We start from the raw sequence: 19,061 nt of genomic DNA, 5'->3' as shown, positions 1-19,061 counted from the left end.
TTGCGGCGGCAAACCGTGCGATACAGCATCGATCAGCAGGAGGGAACGCGCCCGTGACCACCCATCAGCCGCCCCAGACCATCCGCGCCAACGGCATCGACATCTGTTACGAGATCTTCGGCAACGACAATGCCGAACCGCTGCTGCTGATCATGGGGCTCGGGGCGCAGATGATCCACTGGGACGATGCGTTCTGCGAGCAGCTCGCCGTGCACGGGTTTCGCGTGATCCGCTTCGACAATCGCGACATCGGCAAGTCGAGCCATCTGACGGGCGGCAAACGCCTGACGCCGTTCGAGCTGCTGAAGCTGCGCTTCCTCAGGATTCCCGTCGCCGCCACCTACAAGCTGATCGACATGGCGAAGGACACGGTCGGCCTGATGGACGCGCTCGGCATCAAGTCCGCGCATCTGGTCGGCGCTTCCATGGGCGGCATGATCGCGCAGGAGGTGACGCTGTCGTTTCCCGAGCGCGTGCGCTCGCTCACCTCGATCATGTCGACGACAGGCAATCCGCGCGTGCCGCCGCCGACACGCGAAGCTGCCGCGATGCTGATGGCGCCGCCGCCACGCAGCAAGGAAGAGTTCATCGTCCGCTTCGGCGAGACCTGGAAGGTGCTGCGCGCCGGGTCCTTTCCAGAAGAGGAAGCGCTCGACCCCGATCGTGCCGAGCGCGTGTTCGCGCGCGGGCTCAATCCGGCCGGCGTCGGCCGGCAGCTCCGCGCCGTACTCGCCTCCGGCAGCCGCAAGGAGCGGCTGCATGGTGTGAAAACGCCGACGCTGGTCATTCACGGCACCGTCGATCCGCTGGTGCGGCCCGAAGGCGGCAAAGACACCGCAGAGTCGATTCCCGGCGCAAAGCTGTTGATGATCGACGGAATGGGCCATGCGCTGCCAATGCGCTTCTGGCCCGACATCATCCGCGCCATCGACAAGCACGCTCATGGGGCGGCGGCGCAGGCGGCGTAAACGCGACCGGTCTCCTCGCGGTGACCATGTGAGCTTCCGGTTACTCTCTTAACGCGAGCCGGCGCGAAAGCTATACAGGCCTCCTTCAATCGCAAGACAGAGGCTGCGGCCTCTCGGAGCTCACATGCGTCTCATCGTCCGGTCCGTCGCAATGATTGCGGCTTCCATTCTCATGCTGTCCCTCGGCAACGGCGCTGCGCTGGCCGCCAGCGCGCAGGAAGAAGCCAACCGCGCCGCCGTGCTGGCCTTCTACGAGAAGGGCCTCAACCAGAAGGACGCCGACGCCGCCCTCGCCTATGTCGGCAACCGTTATGTCCAGCACAATCCAAACGCGCCCGATGGACCGGACGGCTTTCGCAAGCTCATCGGCTTCCTGCGCGAAAAGTTTCCGAACTCGCACAGCGAGATCAAGCGCTCATTCGTCGACGGCGACTTCGTCATCCTGCACGTTCACTCCGTTCGCGAGCCCGGCAGCAGGGGCCGCGCGATCGTGGATATCTTCAAGCTGGAGAACGGCAAGATCGTCGAACACTGGGACGTCGTTCAGGACATCCCGGAAAATCCGGCGAACAACAATACGATGTTTTAGAGCCGTAGCCCGGCTGGAGCGCAGCGTAATCCGGGACCACTCTTTGCGGATCGACCGCCCCGGATTTCGCTTCGCTCCATCCGGGCTACAAATCGCCGCCTAGCTCTTCCGCGCAATCCAGATCACATGGCGCGCGCCGCCGCCTCTACCGGTGGCGCGAATATTGACTTCGTTCACATCGAAGCCGGCGCTGCCGAGGCGCTTGGTGAAGGCCGGATTTGGTCCCGACGACCAGACGGCCAGCACGCCTCCCGGCCGCAGTGCCACCTTCGCCGCTTTCAACCCGCTCGCATTGTAGAGTGCGTCATTGCCCTTCCGGGTCAGCCCCTCCGGCCCGTTGTCGACGTCGAGGAGAATGGCGTCGAAGGCCGACCGCTGCGCGCGGATGATCTCGCCGACGTCGGTCTCCCGAATCTTCACCCTGACATCATCGAGGCTGTCGCCGAAGACCTCCGCCATCGGGCCGCGCGCCCAGGCGACCACCGCCGGCACGAGCTCGGAGACCACGATCTTCGCCTTGCTCCCGAGCACAGTGAGCGCCGCACGCAGCGTAAAGCCCATGCCGAGGCCACCGATGAGGACAACGGGTTTGGCGACCGTCTCGATCTGCTTCGCCGCCAGCGTCGCAAGCGCGGCCTCGGAGCCCGACAGGCGGTTGTTCATCAGCTCGTTGGTGCCGAGCTTGATGGAAAACTCCTTGCCCCGCCGCATCAGGCGGAGCTCCTCGTCGGAGCCGGGGATTTTTGCGGTGTCGATCTTTTCCCAGGGAATCATGGGAGAGCTTTAGCACGATCGGACGAACAATCACCCTCCGGCCCAGACGTCCAGCACGTACCGGTTCTTCGCGCCCATCTCCTCGATCCAGCGCGCAGCCGTGGCGGCGTCGCTACCGCTCTTCTCGCGATGGATCGCAGCGAGAGCGGCCTTCACGTCGGGCTCCATCTTGCCGCCATCGCCGCAGACATAGACGATTGCGCCCTGCTCGATCAGCGGCCAGACCCTGTCCTTCTGTGCGGCAAGCATGTGCTGCACATAGGTCTTCGGCCCTTCTGCACGCGAGAATGCCGTGAAGAGCTCGGTGATGCCGCTTGCCGCCAGCCCCTTCAGCTCCTCCGCGTAAAGAAAATCCTGGTCGGGATGGCGGCAGCCGAAGAACAGCATGGCCGGACCGAGGGCGGCGCCTTTCGCCTTGCGCGCGGCGCGCTCTTGGAGGAAGCCGCGGAACGGCGCCAGTCCCGTGCCCGGGCCGATCATGATGATCGGCACGGATGACTCATCCGGGAGCCGGAAGCCGGCCTTGGTCTCGCGCACGGTGGCGTAGATCGCATCACCCGCGCGCCGGTTGGAGAGATAATTAGAGCAGATGCCCTTGTAGGTGCCGCGGCCGGAGGCAGCCGGCCCTTCGACTACGCCGACCGTGACGCTGCACCGCGCCGGGTCGACCGACGGCGAAGAGGAGATCGAGTAATAACGCGGTGCCAGCAGCGAGAGCATTTCCAGATAAACGTGGAACGGCAACTCGCAGGCCGGATATTCGAGCAACATGTCGAATACCGATTTGCGCCTGGCCAGGATCTCGGTGCGATAACGCTCGAGCGGCTCGGCCTCCTCGCCAACGAAGGCCATCAGCTTCGGCTTGGTGACCGGGCAGCGGGTGTGCTCGGCCATGATCTGGATCTGCTTCCGTGTCGCCACCTGCTGCAACTCGACGAACTCGCTGAGCAGACGTCCGACCGAAACGGCATCGCCGACCGGTAGCTGCGCGCGGCGGCCTTCGGCGACCTGAAGCCTGACCTGGTCGGCCGGCAGGAAGCCGAAGCGGCGGGCAACCGAATCCACCAGCGTCGGATCGTTGCGCGGAACGACGCTTAAGTGATCGCCGACGCGATAGGTGATGTTGGACGGCAGCTGCACCTCGATATGGCGCGTCGAGCGCTCCGACGGATTGGCGCCGGACTTGTTCTGAAGCTCGTCATTGACCAGCACCTTCATCGCGACAGCACCGCCCTGCGCCACGATGGTGTTGACGGCGGTTACTGCGACAGGCTCGATCGCGTAGAGCGGATCGTCCTCCGCGGTGCGGGTGAAGTTCCAGTCGATGCCGAACTCCTTGGTGGCGACCTGGGCCGCCGCCGGGAACCATTTCTGGAACTGGCCGTCGAGATCGCTGCGCGCATCACCCTCGCCGCGAGGATAGACCGCGCGCGCACCATGCTTCGACAATTGCTCGTCGATGAAGCGCGGCACCGATTGATAGGTCGCCGCCCAGTCGCTGTTGCCGCAGCCGAATACGGCGTAGCGCACATTGGCAAAGGCGTCCTTCTGCAGATCGTCGCCGAGCCATTTGACGAATTGCGTTGCATTGTCAGGCGGCGCGCCGTTATAGGAGGCGCAGATGATCAGCACGCCGCCCTCGTGCGGCAGCTTGCCGACGTAATCGTCGAGCGGCCCGAGATGCACGGCAAAGCCGTTGATCTCGGCAAGGTCGGCCATGCGCGTCGCGAGCTCCTCGGCCGTGCCGAGGTTGGAGCCGTACAGCACCAGCATCGGCGTATTGTGGCCGGGCCGCGTCGTCGGCTTACGAGGCGCCCGCGGCCCCGAGGACGCAGCCGCGACAGGGCCGCCATAGGCGCCGCGCTCGCGATCGGCGCGCGGACGCACCTTGATCTTGAAGCCTTCCGGCTTCATCGTCAGCGTTTCTTTCAAATGCATCTGATAGCGCTGGTGGTCGATCAGCTTGAAGCGCTGGAGGATCATGCCGAGCGCGAGCGCGGCCTCATGCATCGCGAAGCCGCGTCCGATGCAGGCGCGCTGGCCGTTGCCGAACGGCTTCCAGGCATTGATCGGCCGCTTGGCCTCCGCCTCGCGGCTGAAATTCTCGGGATCGAAGGCGTCGGGATTCGGACCCCAGACCGAGGGATCGCGATGCAGCGCCGTCACCAGGATGGTGATGAAGGTACCCTTCCTGAGCCTGTAATTGCCGCCGCCGATGGTCTCGTCATTCAGCGGCGAGATGCCGTATGCCGGCGCCGGCGGCCACAGCCGCAGAGCTTCCTTGAGGATCTGCGTGATGTAGGTGAGCTGCGTCACCTGCTGGTAGGTCGGCTTCGCGTTGACGTCGGGGCCGAAGACGCGATCGACCTCGTCATAGGCCTTCTTGAGAATGTCCGGGTGCTTGAGCAGAGCGTAGAGCGTGTAGGACAGCAGGCCGCTGGTGGTCTCATGCCCCGCGATCAGGAACGTGTTGATCTGGTAGCGGATGTTGATGTCGTCAAGCTGCTCGCCGGTCGAGCGGTCGACGCCGGTCATCATCGCGGCGAGCATGTCCTTCTTGTCGTCGATCCCTTCGGTGCTCTTGCGGCGCTCGGCGATGATCTCGTCGACCATCTTGTTCATGAAGGCGACGTCTTCTGCGAGCGTCTTGCGCCGCTTCTGCATCCAGAGCTGCTCGAACGGCAGGCCCCGCGTCATCATGATGGTTTCGAGCGAACGCACCAGCGACTCGACGAAGGGATGGTAGTCGCGCCGATAGAAGGAATTGAAGCGGTACTCGAAGCCGCACAGGCCGATCGTGTCCAGCGTCAGCGCGGTCATGTCATGGACAACGTCGATCTCGTCGTCGGCGTTGAGCCGCTCCCATTTGTTGACCAGCTGCTCGGCGATATCGACCATGCTCGGGTGATAGGACTGCATGGCGCGGTTGCCGAACGGCTGAAGCAGGATGTTGTGCGCCTTGCTCCAGTTCGGCTCGCGGGTGTCGGCCGTGAACAGGCCGTCACCACCGACCGCGCGCACGCGGCGCAGCGCACCGCGCACCGTCTTGTCGAAGCGCTTCTCGTCCGAGAGCTCGTCGACGAGATCGTGGCCGGAGACGACGACGATCGGCGAGCCCATCATGTCGAGCCAGAAGATCGGCCCGAGCTCCTTGGCAAGCCGGGTCAGGTGCTGCACCGGCGCGGCCGAATCCAGCGACAGCATGTTGCCGACCACCGGCTTGGTCGGCGGCTGCGGAATCGGGTCCAGACGGTTCTTGGATGACATCGAAATGTAGTCCCCCTGCCTCAATGTCGGCATTGCGAGCGAAGCGAAGCAATCCAGAATATATCCGGAGGCAGTCTGGCTTGCCTCGTCGCTTCGCTCCTCGCAATGACGAGTTCGCAACAACGAGCGCTAGCCAAACCGCCTTCTACGCCATTCGATCAACTTGGCGCTGACCTCTTCCGGCTTCTCCTGCTGCGTCCAATGGCCGCTGTCGCGGACCAGATATTTTTCGAGATCGGGAATCAGCTTGTCCATGCCATCGGCGGAAGACGGCGGCAACACCGCGTCGTTCTCGGCCATGATCATCAGCGACGGCACGCGCACCGTATGATCTAGCCCTTCGGCGCGCGTCCAGTTGCGCGACATGTTGCGGTACCAGTTGATGCCGCCGGTGAAGCCCGTTCTGGTGAAATTGTCGACGAACACCTTTTTCTCTTCCGGCGACAGGATCGGCGTGCGCGGATCGTGCTTAGCGTCATAAGCCGCAATCATCTGCGGAAACGCCAGATTGACCCGCGGCGAAGCGCCCACGCCGGCAATCACTTCCTCTGCCGGCGCATCGGGCGGGCGCGGCGCCGGCTTGCGCATGAACGCATCGAATGTCTGCTCGACGCGGCTGCCGAAAATCCTGTCGGGTTCGTGCGCCGGATCCTGGAACTGCACGATGTACATCTTGTCGCCGAAGCGAGCGCGCAGCAGCTCGATCGGATCGGCCCAGGCACGGTTGGTATGAGGCGTGTTGATGCCGACCACCCCCGCAACCCGGTCGATGTGCCGCAGCGGCATCTGCCAGACGATGAAGCCGCCCCAGTCGTGACCGACGAAGATGGCCTTGTCGACCTGGAGATGGTCGAGGAGCCCGACGAGGTCGCCGGTCAGATGTTCGATGTCGTAGGCCTCGACCGGCTCGGGCCGGTCGGTCGCGCCATAGCCGCGCTGGTCCGGCGCGATCACCCGGATGCCGGCCTCGCTCAGCGCCTTGATCTGGTGACGCCAGGAGAAGGCGAGTTCCGGCCAGCCGTGGCACAGCACGATCGGCGGCTTGTCGCTGACCGGGCCCGCCTCGTAGTAGCCCATGCGGATTCCGTTCGTCTGCACGAACTTGAGCGGTGGCATTTCAATCATCGCAATATTCCTACTCTGCGGCGCCCTTGACGTCGGCCGCCGGCGGCGCGTAGGCCGCCTCCAGCGCGGCGAACTCCTCCGGCAGCATGTCGCACATCACCTGCACGTGCGGAATGATGTTGGCGCCGACGATGAAGCCGAAGTCGAGCTGGTCGCGATAGCTCTGCACGGTGATGTTGAGCGCCTGTCCATGCGTCGAGATCGATACCGGGAAGATGTGCAACAGCTCCGCGCCGGCGGCATAGAGCGTCTGCCGCGGGCCCGGCACGTTGGACACCGTGATGTTGGCTGCCGGAGGCAGCACGTCCGACAGGTTCGAGCGGCTGTAGAGCAGCGCCAGAACCTGCACCATCATCGGCGCACCCAGCATCGAGATGTTGGAAATCTGCGGCATCAGGGCCCGCAACGGATGCGACATCTCCTTGGACTTGGTCGACTGCGCGATGATCGCCTCCAGCCGCGCCTTGGGATCGTCGATATTGGTCGCGATCGAGCAGATCATGCCGAACACCTGGTTGTTGGCCTCGGTGTTGCCTTCCTCGCGTAGCGAGATCGGCACGGCGGCGGTCAGCGATTTCGCCGGCAGCGTGCCATATTGCTGGAGGTAGCGCCGGACCACGCCGGAGGCGAGCGCCAGCACCACGTCGTTGAGCTTGCCGCCGGCCCGCTTGGCGAGCGCCTTCGAACGCGACAGCGAGATCGAGACGCCGGCAAAGCTGCGTTCCGAGGAAATCGTCTTGTTCAGCATGGTCGGCGGCGACACCATGCTGGCGAGGCTTTCCCGGGACTTCGGATCGGAGATCTTGCCGAGCACGTCGGAGACGCTCTTGACCATGGTCGGGATGTTGCCGGCGAAGCGCACCGCGCTCTCGATCTGGTACATCGCATTGTCGAACAGGATCGAGCCGATGTCGCTCTTGCCCGTGCGCGGCAGTTGCAGGTTCTTCGCGGCCGCCGAGGCATCGAGCGGCTGGGTGAAGAGCTGCTGATAGGAATCGAGCAGGTTGGCGGCGATGTCGCGCGGCTCCTGTCCGGGCTTGCTGCCCGCCGTCGGCGGATCGACCTTCCGGGGGGTGGGCGAGATATCGTAGATCATGTTGGTCAGCGCCGCCCCGGCGCCGCCGTCGATGGCGGCATGGTGCATCTTGGAATAGAGCCCGACCTCGTTGTCCTTCATGCCCTCGAACACGTAGAACTCCCAGAGCGGCCGGGCGCGGTTCAAGAGCTTGGCGTGCATCCAGCCGACGATGCGCTCGAGCGTGGCGCGGTCGCGCGGCTGCGGCAGGCTGGCGCGGAAGATGTGGCGGTCGATGTCGAACTGGTCGTCCTCGACCCAGGAGGGATGATCGATATCGAGCGGCGCCTTCTCCAGCCGCGCCTTCAGGATCGGCGCGATGTGCAGGCGCGAGACGATCATCGCCTTGAAGTCTTCGAAGAAGTCGCCCTTGTAGTCGTCAGGCAGGCGAAAGATCGCCATGCTGCCGACATGCATCGGCATCTCCGGCGTTTCCAGATAGAGAAATGATGCGTCCAGCGACGACAGCTTCTTACCGTCAGCCATAGTTCCCTCCGATCGTTTTGACGGGCGCCTTTACCGGCGCTTCTCGTCAGGCCGATACTGCCCGTTCCGGCGGGGCATATGCAATGGCAAACGGCCCTGCCCGGTCGAACGGCCAGAATTGCCCCTCCGGTTGCGCCAGCCGGTCCGCCACGGCCCACAGCGCCGCGGGGTTCACGCCGAGCCCGATATGGCTCGCCAGGTGCACCTCGATGTTCTCGGCGCGGTCGGAGGGACGCAACAAACAGGTTCGCCAGTTCACGACACCGTCGGCGCGCGAATAGATCGACGTCGCCGGCACCGGCAGCTCGCCGGCGATCGCCTCGCGCAGTTCGGCGAAATCCTCGACGCGCTCGCCGGTCAGCGCTTCGTACAGCCGCGTGGCGTTGGTCGCCCGCACGTCGTTGGCAAACGGGCTGCCGAGCGTGACGACGTAACGGACCATCTCGGGTGCCTGGAGCGCGAGATCGCGGGCATAGACGCCGCCGAGACTCCAACCGACCAGGCTGACCTTGCGTCCGCTCGTAGCGTGGATTTCGGCAAGGCGCGCGCGCAAGGCTTCCCTGATCCGCTCCAGCCCACCGAGATTGCGCCCCATCCGCCAGGCATGCGCCTCATAACCGAGCTCGCTGAGATAGCGCCGTATCGGCGCCATCGAGAGATCGCTGGCAAGAAAGCCCGGCAGCGCCAGCACCGGATGGCCGTCGCCTCTGGGCGCGCGCATCAGGAGCGGCGACAGCATTACGCTGGCGTTGAATTCGAAAAGTCCACGGGCTTCGGCCAGCAGCAGGCCGAGGCTCGGCGGACGAAGCCGGCCCGGCGCCTGCGGCTCGTCCGGCCCGGGCGACATTTATTTCTTCTTGTCGCCGCTGCGCGGGCTGCCGAGACCGGCCATGGTGACGAACATGTCCTGAAACCGCTCGGCGATCTTGGGATCGAAGGTGAACCAGCTCTGGATCAGCGATTCCGGCGAGACTTTCTCGATGTTGCTCAGAACCTGCTGCTGCAGCTTGTCCATCACCGCCGTCTGCATCGGTGACACGTCGGGCAAACCGAAGAACTGGCGGGCCTCGAGGGGGGTACAGTCGATTTCGATGTTAACTTTCATGTCCCCTCCAGATGAGATTCGAGCGGCTTGCCGCAGTATCGCCGCGAGAGGGCGTGCAACGCAAGCGACCTGAGGCAGGCGGCCGGGCACCGGCCTCCGACATGGTCAATCAAACGCTCCGCCGGGCGGCCTGCTGGCCGTTTCCGCGTTTATTCCCCTCGCCGATCGAAAGTCGAATGTCGCCGGGATGCCTCTCACCCCCAAATTGTCGGTCAGTATTGCTGCACAGCGGTGCAACTTGGCGCGTTCCTTGCTGGAATGGCGCTTGCACGGGTCGAGAACTCTGGGCAACATGGATCGATCGGCCCCACCGAACAATCAAAAATGACGGTGCGGGCGAGTGGAGAGGGTCAAGAATGTCAGTCGGACGAAGTCTGTTTGCGGCGACGCTCGCCGGTGCGCTTGCGTTGGCGGTCTCACCGGCGTCGAGCCAGACGCTGCGCTATGCCAACCAGGGTGAGCTCAAATCGCTCGACCCCTACACGCTCAACGAGTCGACCACCCACGCGCATCTCGGCCATGTGTATGAGGGCCTCGTTACACGCGACAAGGACCTGAAGATCATCCCGGCGCTCGCCGAAAGCTGGGAGACGCCGGAACCGACGCGCTGGCGTTTTCATCTGCGCAAGGGCGTGAAATTCCACAATGGCGATCCCTTCACCGCGGATGACGTGGTGTTCTCGGCCGAGCGCGTGCGGGCCAAAGGCTCGAACCTGCTGAGCCGAATTCCGGCCGACGCCAAGGTCGTCAAGGTCGACGATTACACCGTCGACTTCATCCTTACTGCGCCCAATCCCATCCTGACGGCGCTGTGGGCGACCTGGTACATCATGGACAAGAAATGGGCAGAGGCGAACGATGCGGTGGCACCGACGCCGGCCGCCGCCACGACGCCGAGCTACGCCTCGCTCCATGAAAACGGCACCGGCCCCTTCATGATCGAGAGCCATCAGCCGGGCGTGAAGACCGTCTTCAAGGCCAATCCGAACTGGTGGCGCAAGCCAGAACATAATCTGAAGGAGATCATCTTCACGCCGATCGCATCGGAGGCCACGCGCGTCGCGGCCCTGCTGTCGGGCGAGGTGGACGTGATCGAACCGGTTCCGGTCCAGGACATCCAGCGCGTCAATTCGAGCCCGAACGCCACCGTGCTGACGGGACCTGAACTGCGCACCATCTTCGTCGGCATGGACCAGTCGCGCGACGAGCTGCTGTACTCGAACATCAAAGGCAAGAACCCGTTCAAGGACATCCGCGTCCGCGAAGCCGTCTACAAGACGATCGACGTCGACCTGATCAAGAACCGCGTCATGCGCGGCCTCTCGACACCGTCCGCGTTGATGATCGCGCCGGAGCTCTATCCGCTGTCGAAGGACTTCACCCGGCCGAAGCCCGATGCCGAGGCCGCCAAGAAGCTCCTGGCGGAAGCAGGCTATGCCGACGGCTTCGAGGTGACGATGGACTGCCCGAACGATCGCTACGTCAATGACGCCGCGATCTGCCAGGCTATCGTCGGCATGCTCGCCCGCATCAACATCAAGGTGAACCTGCTGGCGCAGCCCAAGGCGCAATACTTCGCCAAGGTGCTGAAGCCCGGTGGCTACAAGACCTCGTTCTTCATGCTGGGCTGGACCCCTGACACGCTGGACTCCCACAATGTGATGCACGACATCATGGGGTGCCGCGAAGATCCCAAGGATCCCAACCGCGGCGAAGCCAATCTCGCCGGCTACTGCAACAAGCAGTTCGACGAGCTCGCCGACAAGGTGCTCCTGGAGCCTGATACGACCAAGCGCGATCAGTTGATCAAGCAGGCCTATGAGCTCGCGATCAAGGACTACGCCTACGTTCCGCTGCATCAGCAGGCGCTCGCCTGGGGCGTGTCGAAGAAGGTGAAACTGACCCAGCGCGCCGACAACCAGGTCCTGCTCTATTGGGCGACCAAACAGGACGAGTAGGTTGTTGAGAAGTTGCGAAGTCCCGGAAGCCCAGGCTTCCGGGACTTGTTGTTTAGGGCTAACGCGATGATGCGTGCCGCTGAAGAGATGTGAAAGGAACAGATGCTCGCTTTCACACTGCGCCGGGCAATCCAGGCCATCGGTGTCATGATCGCCGTCGGGATCATCGCGTTCTCGATGTTCCGCTTCGCCGGCGATCCCGTGAACCAGATGGTCGGGATGGATACCTCCGGCGCCGAACGCGCTGCGATCCGCAAATCGCTCGGCCTCGACGATCCCGTGCTCGTGCAGTTCGGCCGCTATATGGGTAACGCCGCGCAATTCAAGTTCGGCGTGTCGTACCAGTTCCGCCTGCCCGTCACCAACCTGCTGATCGAGCGGATGCCGGCGACGCTGGAGCTCGCCATCGTTGCCACCATCTTCGCCATGGTCAGCGGCATCCTGATGGGCGTCTATTCCGCGCTGCGTCGCGAGAGCTGGCTCGCGCATGTCTTCCAGGCCGTCTCGCTGATCGGCATCTCGCTGCCGACCTTCCTGATCGGCATCCTCCTGATCTACCTGTTCTCGGTGACCCTCGGCTGGCTGCCTTCGTTCGGCCGCGGCGATGTCGTGCGCATCGGCTGGTGGACGACGGGCCTATTGACGTTGTCAGGATTGAAGGCCCTGATCATGCCCTCGATCACGCTCGGCCTGTTCCAGATGACGCTGATCATGCGGCTGGTGCGGGCGGAGATGCTGGAGGTGATGCGCACTGACTATATCCGCTTTGCGCGGGCCCGCGGCCTCACCACCCGCGCCATCCATTTCGGCCACGCCCTGCGCAACACGCTGGTTCCCGTGATCACCGTGGCCGGCCTGCAATTTGGCTCGGTAATTGCATTCGCGATCATCACCGAAACCGTGTTCCAGTGGCCGGGCATGGGCCTCCTGTTCGTGCAGGCCGTTCAGAACGTCGATATCCCGATCATGGCAGCCTATCTGATGATGGTGTCCCTGATCTTCGTCACCATCAATCTCGTGGTTGATATCCTCTACACCATCGTCGATCCGCGGCTGCGCTCGACGGTCAGCCGGGCGCATTAGAGATGAGCGACGCCGTCGTTCCGCACAAAGTCGAAGGCCGCGGCGCGCACGCTGCGCCGGGTTGGTTCAAACGAGCGCTCGACAGCGACCTGCTCTACTCGTTCCGCCGCTCCAAGATCACCATGATCGCGGCTGCGGTGACGCTGCTGTTCTTCCTGCTCGCGATCTTCGCCTCATTGCTGTCGGTGCAGAACCCGTTCGACCCGGCGCAGCTTCAACTGATGAATTCGCGTATCTCGCCGCTGTGGACCGCCGACGGCCAGAGCCCGTTCCTGCTCGGCACCGACGAGCAGGGCCGTGACGTGCTGTCCGCGATCCTCTACGGCATGCGCATCTCGCTCCTGGTCGGCGTGCTCGGCGTGGTGTTCTCAGGCGCGCTCGGCATCCTGCTCGGGCTCACGGCCGGCTATTTCGGCGGTGCCGTCGACGGCCTGATCATGCGCATCGCCGACGTGCAGCTCTCCTTTCCGGCGATCCTGATCGCGCTCCTGATCAACGGCATCGCCAAATCGGTGTTCGGCAACAAGCTCGACGAGATGAGCATGCTGGGCGTGCTGGTGTTCGCGATCGGCCTGAGCTTCTGGGTCCAGTACGCCCGCACGGTGCGCGGCTCGGTGATGGTCGAGAAGAACAAGGACTATGTCGCCGCGGCGCAGCTGATCGGCCTGCCTGCCCCCGTGATCATGCTGCGCCACGTGCTGCCGAACACGATGGGCCCGATCCTGGTCATCGCCACCATCAACCTCGCCCTCGCTATCATCACCGAAGCGACGCTGTCGTTCCTCGGCTCCGGCATGCCCGAGACCATGCCCTCGCTGGGCACACTGATCCGCATCGGCAACAATTATCTGTTCGCGGGCGAGTGGTGGATCGTCGCCTTCCCGGGCATCGCGCTCGCTGTCCTGATCCTCTCCATCAACCTGCTCGGCGACTGGCTGCGCGACGCGCTGAACCCGAAGCTTCGATGAGTATGGGGCGCTCATGACCGAACCCGTCCTCTCCGTACGCAATCTCCAGGTGGAGTTCGCCTCCCGCCGCGGCACGCTGCGCGCGATCGACGGCGTCTCGTTCGACATCGCCAAGGGCGAGGTGCTCGGCGTGGTCGGCGAATCCGGCGCCGGCAAGTCCGTCACCGGCCTGTCGGTGATCGGCCTGATCGATCCGCCCGGCCGCATCGCCGGCGGCGAGATTCGTCTCGCCGGCCTGCGCATCGACAATCTGCCCGCCGAGGAGATACGCCGCATCCGGGGAAAACGGATCGGCATGATCTTCCAGGATCCCCTCACCTCGCTCAATCCGCTGTACCGCGTCGGCGACCAGATCGTCGAGACGATCAAAACCCACCTGAGCCTGTCCGAGACGGCCGCCCGCCGCCGTGCCATCGACCTGCTCGCCGAGGTCGGCATTCCCGCACCGGAAAAGCGGATAGACGGCTATCCCCACGAATTCTCCGGCGGTATGCGCCAGCGCGTCGTGATTGCGCTCGCGATCTGCGCCGAGCCCGAGCTGATCATCGCGGACGAGCCAACCACCGCGCTCGATGTCTCCGTGCAGGCGCAGATCATCTCGCTGATCAAGCGGCTCGGGCGCGATCACGGCACCGCCGTGATGCTGGTGACCCACGACATGGGCGTGATCGCGGAGACCTCCGATCGCGTCGCGGTGATGTATGCCGGCCGCGTCGCCGAGATCGGCCCGGTCCAGGACGTCGTCAGGAATCCGCTGCACCCTTACGCCAAGGGCCTGATGGGCGCGATCCCGACGCTTGCCGGGGACGACAAGCGCCTGGTGCAGATCCCCGGGTCCATGCCGCGCCTGTCGGCGATCCCGCGCGGCTGCTCGTTCAATCCGCGCTGCGCCTTCGCCTTCGATCGCTGCCGGGTTGAACGGCCGGAGCCGCTGCCGCGCGGCGCGCAGTCGGTCGCCTGCCATCTCTACGACATCGTGCCTGCGGAGAGCGCGGCATGAGCACGCCTTTCGTCCAGGCCACAAATCTGCGCCGCGTCTTCGACGTCTCAAAACCCTGGCTCAACCGCGTGCTCGAAGGCGGGCATCTCGAATATCTCAAGGCTGTCGATCACGTCAGCTTCGACATCAGGAAGGGCGAGACCTTTGCGCTGGTCGGCGAGTCCGGCTCGGGCAAGACCACCGTGGCGCGGATGGTTGTCGGCCTGCTGCCGCCAAGCTCCGGCAACGTGCTGATCGACGGCGTCTCGATGACCGATCCGCGGCAGGCGCCGGCACGCCGGAAGCTGCGCCGCCGCATCCAGATGATCTTCCAGGACCCCTATGCGAGCCTGAACCCGCGCTTCCGGGTCGATGCCATCATCTCCGAGCCGATCCGTGCCTTCGACCTCATCCAGGGCGAGCGCGATATCCAGGCGCGCGTCGGCGAATTGCTCAGCCTTGTCGGCCTGCATCCCGACGACCGGTTGAAATTTCCGCACGAGTTCTCCGGCGGTCAGCGCCAGCGCATCGCGATCGCGCGAGCGCTTGCCTCCGATGCGGAGTTCATCGTCTGCGACGAGCCGACTTCGGCGCTCGACGTCTCCGTGCAGGCGCAGATCCTGAACCTGATGCGCGACCTCCAGGACAAGTTCGGCCTGACGTATATGTTCATCAGCCACAACCTCGCCGTGGTCCGCCACATGGCGAGCCGCGTCGGCGTGATGTATCTCGGCCGCATCGTCGAGATCGCGGAAGGACGCGAGCTGTTCGCCCGACCGCGCATGCCCTACACCAAGATGCTGCTGGGCGCCGTGCCTGACCTCGCTATGTCAGGCCGCCAGCGCATTCCCGTGAAGGGCGAGATTCCGAACCCAATCAATCCGCCGCCCGGCTGCGCCTTCAATCCGCGCTGCCCGCTGGCGTTCGATCTCTGCCGCAAGGAAGCCCCGGAACTGATCGACGGCGTCGCCTGCCATGCGGTGAACACCGCGCCGGTCCCGGCGTGACGCGCGCGTGCCATGCGGTCCACGCATTGGCGGCACGGCATCGCCTGTGATCAATTGCGCGCACGACAAACAAGGTAGCGAAATCCCATGGCCAGCAATGTCAATCCCGATCCCTTCACGACGCGCCCCGAGATCGAGGGCACGTTCGGGGTCGTCGCCACCACACACTGGATCGCGACCGCGGTCGGCATGGCCATTCTGGAAAAGGGCGGCAACGCCTTCGACGCCGGCGTCGCCACGGCGTTCACACTCCAGATCGTGGAACCGCATTTGAACGGCCCGGGCGGAGACGTGCCCATCATCGTGCATGACGTCCAACGCGCACGCACCGAGGTGATCTGCGGCCAGGGCCCGGCGCCGGCGCGCGCCACCATCGCGCACTACAAGAGCGAAGGCCTCGACATGGTGCCGGGCACCGGCCTGCTCGCAGCCTGCGTCCCCGGCACGTTCGAATCCTGGATGATGCTGCTGCGCGACTACGGCACGATGCGCGTGCGCGACGTGTTGGAGCCAGCGATCTCCTACGCGCGCGACGGCTATCCGCTGGTCGAGCGCGCCAGCGCCACGATCCAGACCGTCGAGCAGCTGTTCCGCAAGCATTGGCCGACGTCGGCCGCGGTCTATCTGCCCAATGGCGAAGTTCCGAAGCCCGGCACGCTCTTCACCAACAAGACGCTGGCTGCGACCTACGCCCGGATTCTCAGCGAGGCCGAGAGCGGCGGCGGTGGCCGCGACGCCGAGATCGAGCGCGCGCGAAAGGCCTGGTCGCACGGTTTCGTTGCGGAAGCCATCGACAAGTTCTGCCGCACCCAGGAGGTGATGGATGTCAGCGGCTCGCCGCATCGCGGCGTGCTCTCGGCCGACGACATGGCGCGCTGGCAGCCGACGATCGAGGCACCGCTCACCTACGACTATGGCCGCTACACCGTCTGCAAGGCCGGCGTCTGGAGCCAAGGGCCTGTAACGCTGCAACAACTCGCATTGCTGAAGGGTTTTGCGCTCGACGGGCTCGATCCGACCGGGCCGGAATTCATCCATCTCCAGATCGAATGTGCCAAGCTTGCGTTTGCCGACCGCGAGAAATTCTACGGCGATCCCAAGTTCAGCGAGATCCCGATCGCGACGCTGCTGTCGGACGCCTATAACGACGAACGTCGCAAGCTGGTGACCGAGAAAGCTTCGCTCGACCTTCGGCCCGGCACGGTCGAGGGTCTTGGCGGTGTGGTCAAGCTGCGCCGCGCCGAAGGACAGCGCGAGGCCGTCGGCGCACTCGGCGCCGGCGAACCAACCGTAGGCCGCTTCGGCGAGGTGCGCGGCGACACCGTGCATTTCGACATCATCGACAAGGCCGGCAACATGGTGTCGTCGACGCCGTCGGGCGGCTGGCTGCAATCCTCGCCGATCATTCCCGAGCTCGGTTTTTGCCTCGGCAGCCGCGCACAAATGTTCGATCTGGAGGAGAACCAGCCGAGTTCGCTCGCGCCGGGCAAGCGGCCGCGCACGACGCTGTCCCCCACCATGGCGCTACGCGACGGCGAGCCGTACCTCGCCTGGGGCTCGCCCGGCGGCGACCAGCAGGATCAGTGGATCACGCAGTTCTTCCTGCGGCACGTCCATTGCAACCTCAATCTCCAGGAAGCGATCGACGCGCCGGCCTGGCACTCCGAGCATTTCCCGATCTCGTTCTGGCCGCGCACCGCGCGCCCCGGCGTGCTCGTGGTCGAGAACCGCGTGCCGAAGGCGACGATCGAGAACCTTCGCGAGCGCGGACACATTGTCGAGGTCGGCCCCGACTGGTCGGAAGGCCGCCTCACCGCGGCCTCGCGCGTCGGGGTGCGCCGCCGCGCCGCCGCCAACCCGCGCGGCATGCAGGGCTACGCCGCAGGGCGCTGAAGGCAGCACATGACCTGGTCGATCATCGCGCGCGATCCTGCCACCGGCCAGTTCGGCATCGCGGTAGCGACCCGTTTCTTCGCCGTCGGCGCGCGCGTGCCCTACATCGCGGCCGGTCTCGGCGCCATCGCGACCCAGGCCTTCGTCAATCCCTATTACGGCATCGACGGCGTCAAGCTGCTGCGCGAGGGCCTGAACGCGCATGACGTTCTCGCCACCCTGCTCGCGACCGACGACGGCCGCGAGAGCCGCCAGATCCACATCATGGACGCGAGCGGCGCGATCGCCGCGCATACCGGGCGCGACTGCGTCGATTGGTGCGGACACATCGCCGGCAGCGGCTTCTCGATCGCCGGCAACATGCTGGCCGGCGCCGACGTGCTCGACGAGACCGCGAAGACCTATATCGCCAATGACAGTCTGCCCTTCCCGCGCCGCCTGCTTGCCGCCATGCGCGCGGGCGAGGCCGCCGGCGGCGACAAGCGCGGCAAGCAATCCGCGGCGCTCTTGATCCACGGCGAGGAGGAATGGCCGGCGCTGGACATTCGCGCCGACGATCATCCCGATCCGCTGGGCGAGCTCGAACGGCTGGAGCGCGTCAGTCAGGAACTCTGGGTGCATTTCCGCTCCTCCATGCCGACGCGGCAGAACCCGGCAGGCAACACCGATCGCAGCGTCATCGACGCCAGCATCGCTGCGAGCCGAGCAAGGCAATCATGAGCGCAAGCCCTCTCATCGAGATCAAGGATCTGCGCATCCGCTTCCACGGCGACGACGGCCGCGTGACTCACGCCGTCGACGGCGTGGATCTCAGCGTCGCCAATGGCGCGACGCTCGGCCTCGTCGGCGAATCCGGTTGCGGCAAGAGCGTGACGTCGCTGGCGATCATGGGACTGCTGCCGAAACAAAGTGCCGAGATATCCGGCGCAATCCGCTTCGACGGCTTCGACCTGCTGAAGACTCCTGACCAGACGTTGCGCGATCTCCGCGGCAACCGGCTGGCGATGATTTTTCAGGAGCCTATGACGTCGCTCAATCCGAGCTTCACCATCGGCGACCAGATCGTCGAGACCATTCTGCGCCACCGCGGCGGCTCGCGGCGCAGCGCGCGCGAGCGGGCCATCGAGCTCTTGCGCCGCGTCCACATCCCCTCGCCCGAGCGCCGGATCGACGAATATCCGCACAAACTCTCCGGCGGCATGCGCCAGCGCGTGATGATTGCGATGGCGCTGGCCTGCGATCCGCGGCTGCTGATCGCAGACGAACCGACCACCGCGCTCGACGTCACCCTGCAGGCGCAGATTTTGGAGCTGATGCGCGAACTGAAGGCAGCGAGCGGCGCCGCCATCATCCTGATCACCCACGATCTCGGTGTTGTCGCCGAAGTCTGCGACGAGGTCGCGGTGATGTATGCCGGCGAGATCGTCGAGCGCGCGCCGGTCGACGAGCTGTTCGCCATGCCGCAGCATCCCTACACCGTCGGCCTGCTGGGCTCGATCCCGCGCCTCGACCACCGCGCCGAGCAGCTTGCCACGATCGAGGGCATGGTGCCGAACATGGCGCAGCCACCCGCCGGCTGCCGTTTCTCCGCGCGCTGCCCCTTCGTGCTGGACGCCTGCACTAAGGCGCCGCCACCGCTGGTCGAGGTCAGCCCCGGCCACCTCTCGCGCTGCATCCGCGCGCCGCTCGAACTCCTGGTGTCGTGATGGCGCTGCTTCCTCCTCTCGTGCCCCGGGCGCGGTGCAGCACAAGCGAAGCGCAGTGGTGCGCTGCTGAACCGGGGC

General features: G+C 65.0%; 16 protein-coding genes. 10 read left to right on the top strand and 6 right to left on the bottom strand.

Annotated features, from left to right (window positions below; genetic code table 11):
• The first annotated feature begins 53 nt into the window (after window positions 1-53).
• Window positions 54-968, top strand: coding sequence for an alpha/beta fold hydrolase (locus AB7008_RS16600; RefSeq protein ID WP_248881989.1), 915 nt, complete (start codon window positions 54-56; stop codon window positions 966-968).
• Between the two features lie 124 nt (window positions 969-1,092).
• Window positions 1,093-1,557, top strand: a complete 465-nt coding sequence (locus tag AB7008_RS16595) for a nuclear transport factor 2 family protein (RefSeq protein ID WP_441259092.1) — start codon at window positions 1,093-1,095, stop codon at window positions 1,555-1,557.
• A 99-nt stretch (window positions 1,558-1,656) separates the two neighbouring features.
• On the opposite strand, the gene AB7008_RS16590 is transcribed toward AB7008_RS16595, so the two are convergent.
• The 6 genes from AB7008_RS16590 to AB7008_RS16565 all read right to left on the bottom strand — a co-directional run bounded on the left by AB7008_RS16590 (window position 1,657) and on the right by AB7008_RS16565 (window position 9,389).
• Window positions 1,657-2,331, bottom strand: coding sequence for a spermidine synthase (locus tag AB7008_RS16590; RefSeq protein WP_248881984.1), 675 nt, complete (start codon window positions 2,329-2,331; stop codon window positions 1,657-1,659).
• A gap of 30 nt (window positions 2,332-2,361) precedes the next feature.
• On the bottom strand, window positions 2,362-5,598 hold the full coding sequence (locus tag AB7008_RS16585; RefSeq protein ID WP_441259091.1) for a bifunctional cytochrome P450/NADPH--P450 reductase: 3,237 nt from the start codon (window positions 5,596-5,598) through the stop codon (window positions 2,362-2,364).
• Between the two features lie 129 nt (window positions 5,599-5,727).
• Entirely contained in the window at window positions 5,728-6,723 is a 996-nt protein-coding gene (locus AB7008_RS16580; RefSeq protein WP_441259090.1) for an alpha/beta fold hydrolase, read from the bottom strand.
• A gap of 10 nt (window positions 6,724-6,733) precedes the next feature.
• Window positions 6,734-8,284, bottom strand: a complete 1,551-nt coding sequence (locus AB7008_RS16575) for a WS/DGAT/MGAT family O-acyltransferase (protein WP_441259089.1) — start codon at window positions 8,282-8,284, stop codon at window positions 6,734-6,736.
• Between the two features lie 46 nt (window positions 8,285-8,330).
• The gene (locus tag AB7008_RS16570; RefSeq protein WP_441259088.1) at window positions 8,331-9,131 is read right to left on the bottom strand and encodes an esterase/lipase family protein; all 801 of its coding nucleotides are present in this window, start codon (window positions 9,129-9,131) and stop codon (window positions 8,331-8,333) included.
• Window positions 9,132-9,389 carry a DUF6489 family protein gene (locus tag AB7008_RS16565; protein ID WP_028146839.1) on the bottom strand — a complete coding sequence of 86 codons (258 nt, stop codon included), beginning with the start codon at window positions 9,387-9,389 and terminating at the stop codon, window positions 9,132-9,134.
• A 356-nt stretch (window positions 9,390-9,745) separates the two neighbouring features.
• Between AB7008_RS16565 and AB7008_RS16560 the strand changes: the two genes are divergently transcribed.
• From AB7008_RS16560 to AB7008_RS16525, 8 genes are all read left to right on the top strand, one after another.
• Window positions 9,746-11,347 (top strand): ABC transporter substrate-binding protein, encoded by a 1,602-nt coding sequence (locus AB7008_RS16560; RefSeq protein ID WP_014496946.1) that lies wholly within the window; start codon window positions 9,746-9,748, stop codon window positions 11,345-11,347.
• Window positions 11,348-11,449: 102 nt separating this feature from the next.
• A complete protein-coding gene (locus tag AB7008_RS16555; RefSeq protein ID WP_028157103.1) occupies window positions 11,450-12,430 on the top strand; it encodes an ABC transporter permease in 981 nt (326 codons plus the stop codon).
• A gap of 2 nt (window positions 12,431-12,432) precedes the next feature.
• On the top strand, window positions 12,433-13,398 hold the full coding sequence (locus AB7008_RS16550; protein WP_441259087.1) for an ABC transporter permease: 966 nt from the start codon (window positions 12,433-12,435) through the stop codon (window positions 13,396-13,398).
• A 13-nt stretch (window positions 13,399-13,411) separates the two neighbouring features.
• Entirely contained in the window at window positions 13,412-14,398 is a 987-nt protein-coding gene (locus tag AB7008_RS16545) for an ABC transporter ATP-binding protein (protein WP_028157102.1), read from the top strand.
• Window positions 14,395-15,384 carry an ABC transporter ATP-binding protein gene (locus AB7008_RS16540; protein ID WP_028157101.1) on the top strand — a complete coding sequence of 330 codons (990 nt, stop codon included), beginning with the start codon at window positions 14,395-14,397 and terminating at the stop codon, window positions 15,382-15,384. The genes AB7008_RS16545 and AB7008_RS16540 overlap by 4 nt, the downstream gene beginning before the upstream one ends.
• Before the next feature lie 87 nt (window positions 15,385-15,471).
• Window positions 15,472-17,277: a gamma-glutamyltransferase family protein gene (locus tag AB7008_RS16535; protein WP_441259086.1), complete on the top strand. Its 1,806-nt coding sequence runs from the start codon at window positions 15,472-15,474 to the stop codon at window positions 17,275-17,277.
• A 9-nt stretch (window positions 17,278-17,286) separates the two neighbouring features.
• The gene (locus AB7008_RS16530) at window positions 17,287-17,997 is read left to right on the top strand and encodes a DUF1028 domain-containing protein (protein ID WP_028157099.1); all 711 of its coding nucleotides are present in this window, start codon (window positions 17,287-17,289) and stop codon (window positions 17,995-17,997) included.
• Window positions 17,994-18,983, top strand: a complete 990-nt coding sequence (locus AB7008_RS16525; protein WP_441259085.1) for an ABC transporter ATP-binding protein — start codon at window positions 17,994-17,996, stop codon at window positions 18,981-18,983. Before AB7008_RS16530 ends, AB7008_RS16525 begins: the two co-directional genes overlap by 4 nt.
• The last annotated feature ends 78 nt before the right edge of the window (window positions 18,984-19,061 follow it).

This window comes from Bradyrhizobium sp. 521_C7_N1_3, from assembly GCF_052075975.1.
Lineage (GTDB): Bacteria > Pseudomonadota > Alphaproteobacteria > Rhizobiales > Xanthobacteraceae > Bradyrhizobium > Bradyrhizobium japonicum.
The sequence above is the reverse complement of the archived record's forward strand: the minus strand, read 5'-3'. Positions and strand labels throughout refer to the sequence as shown.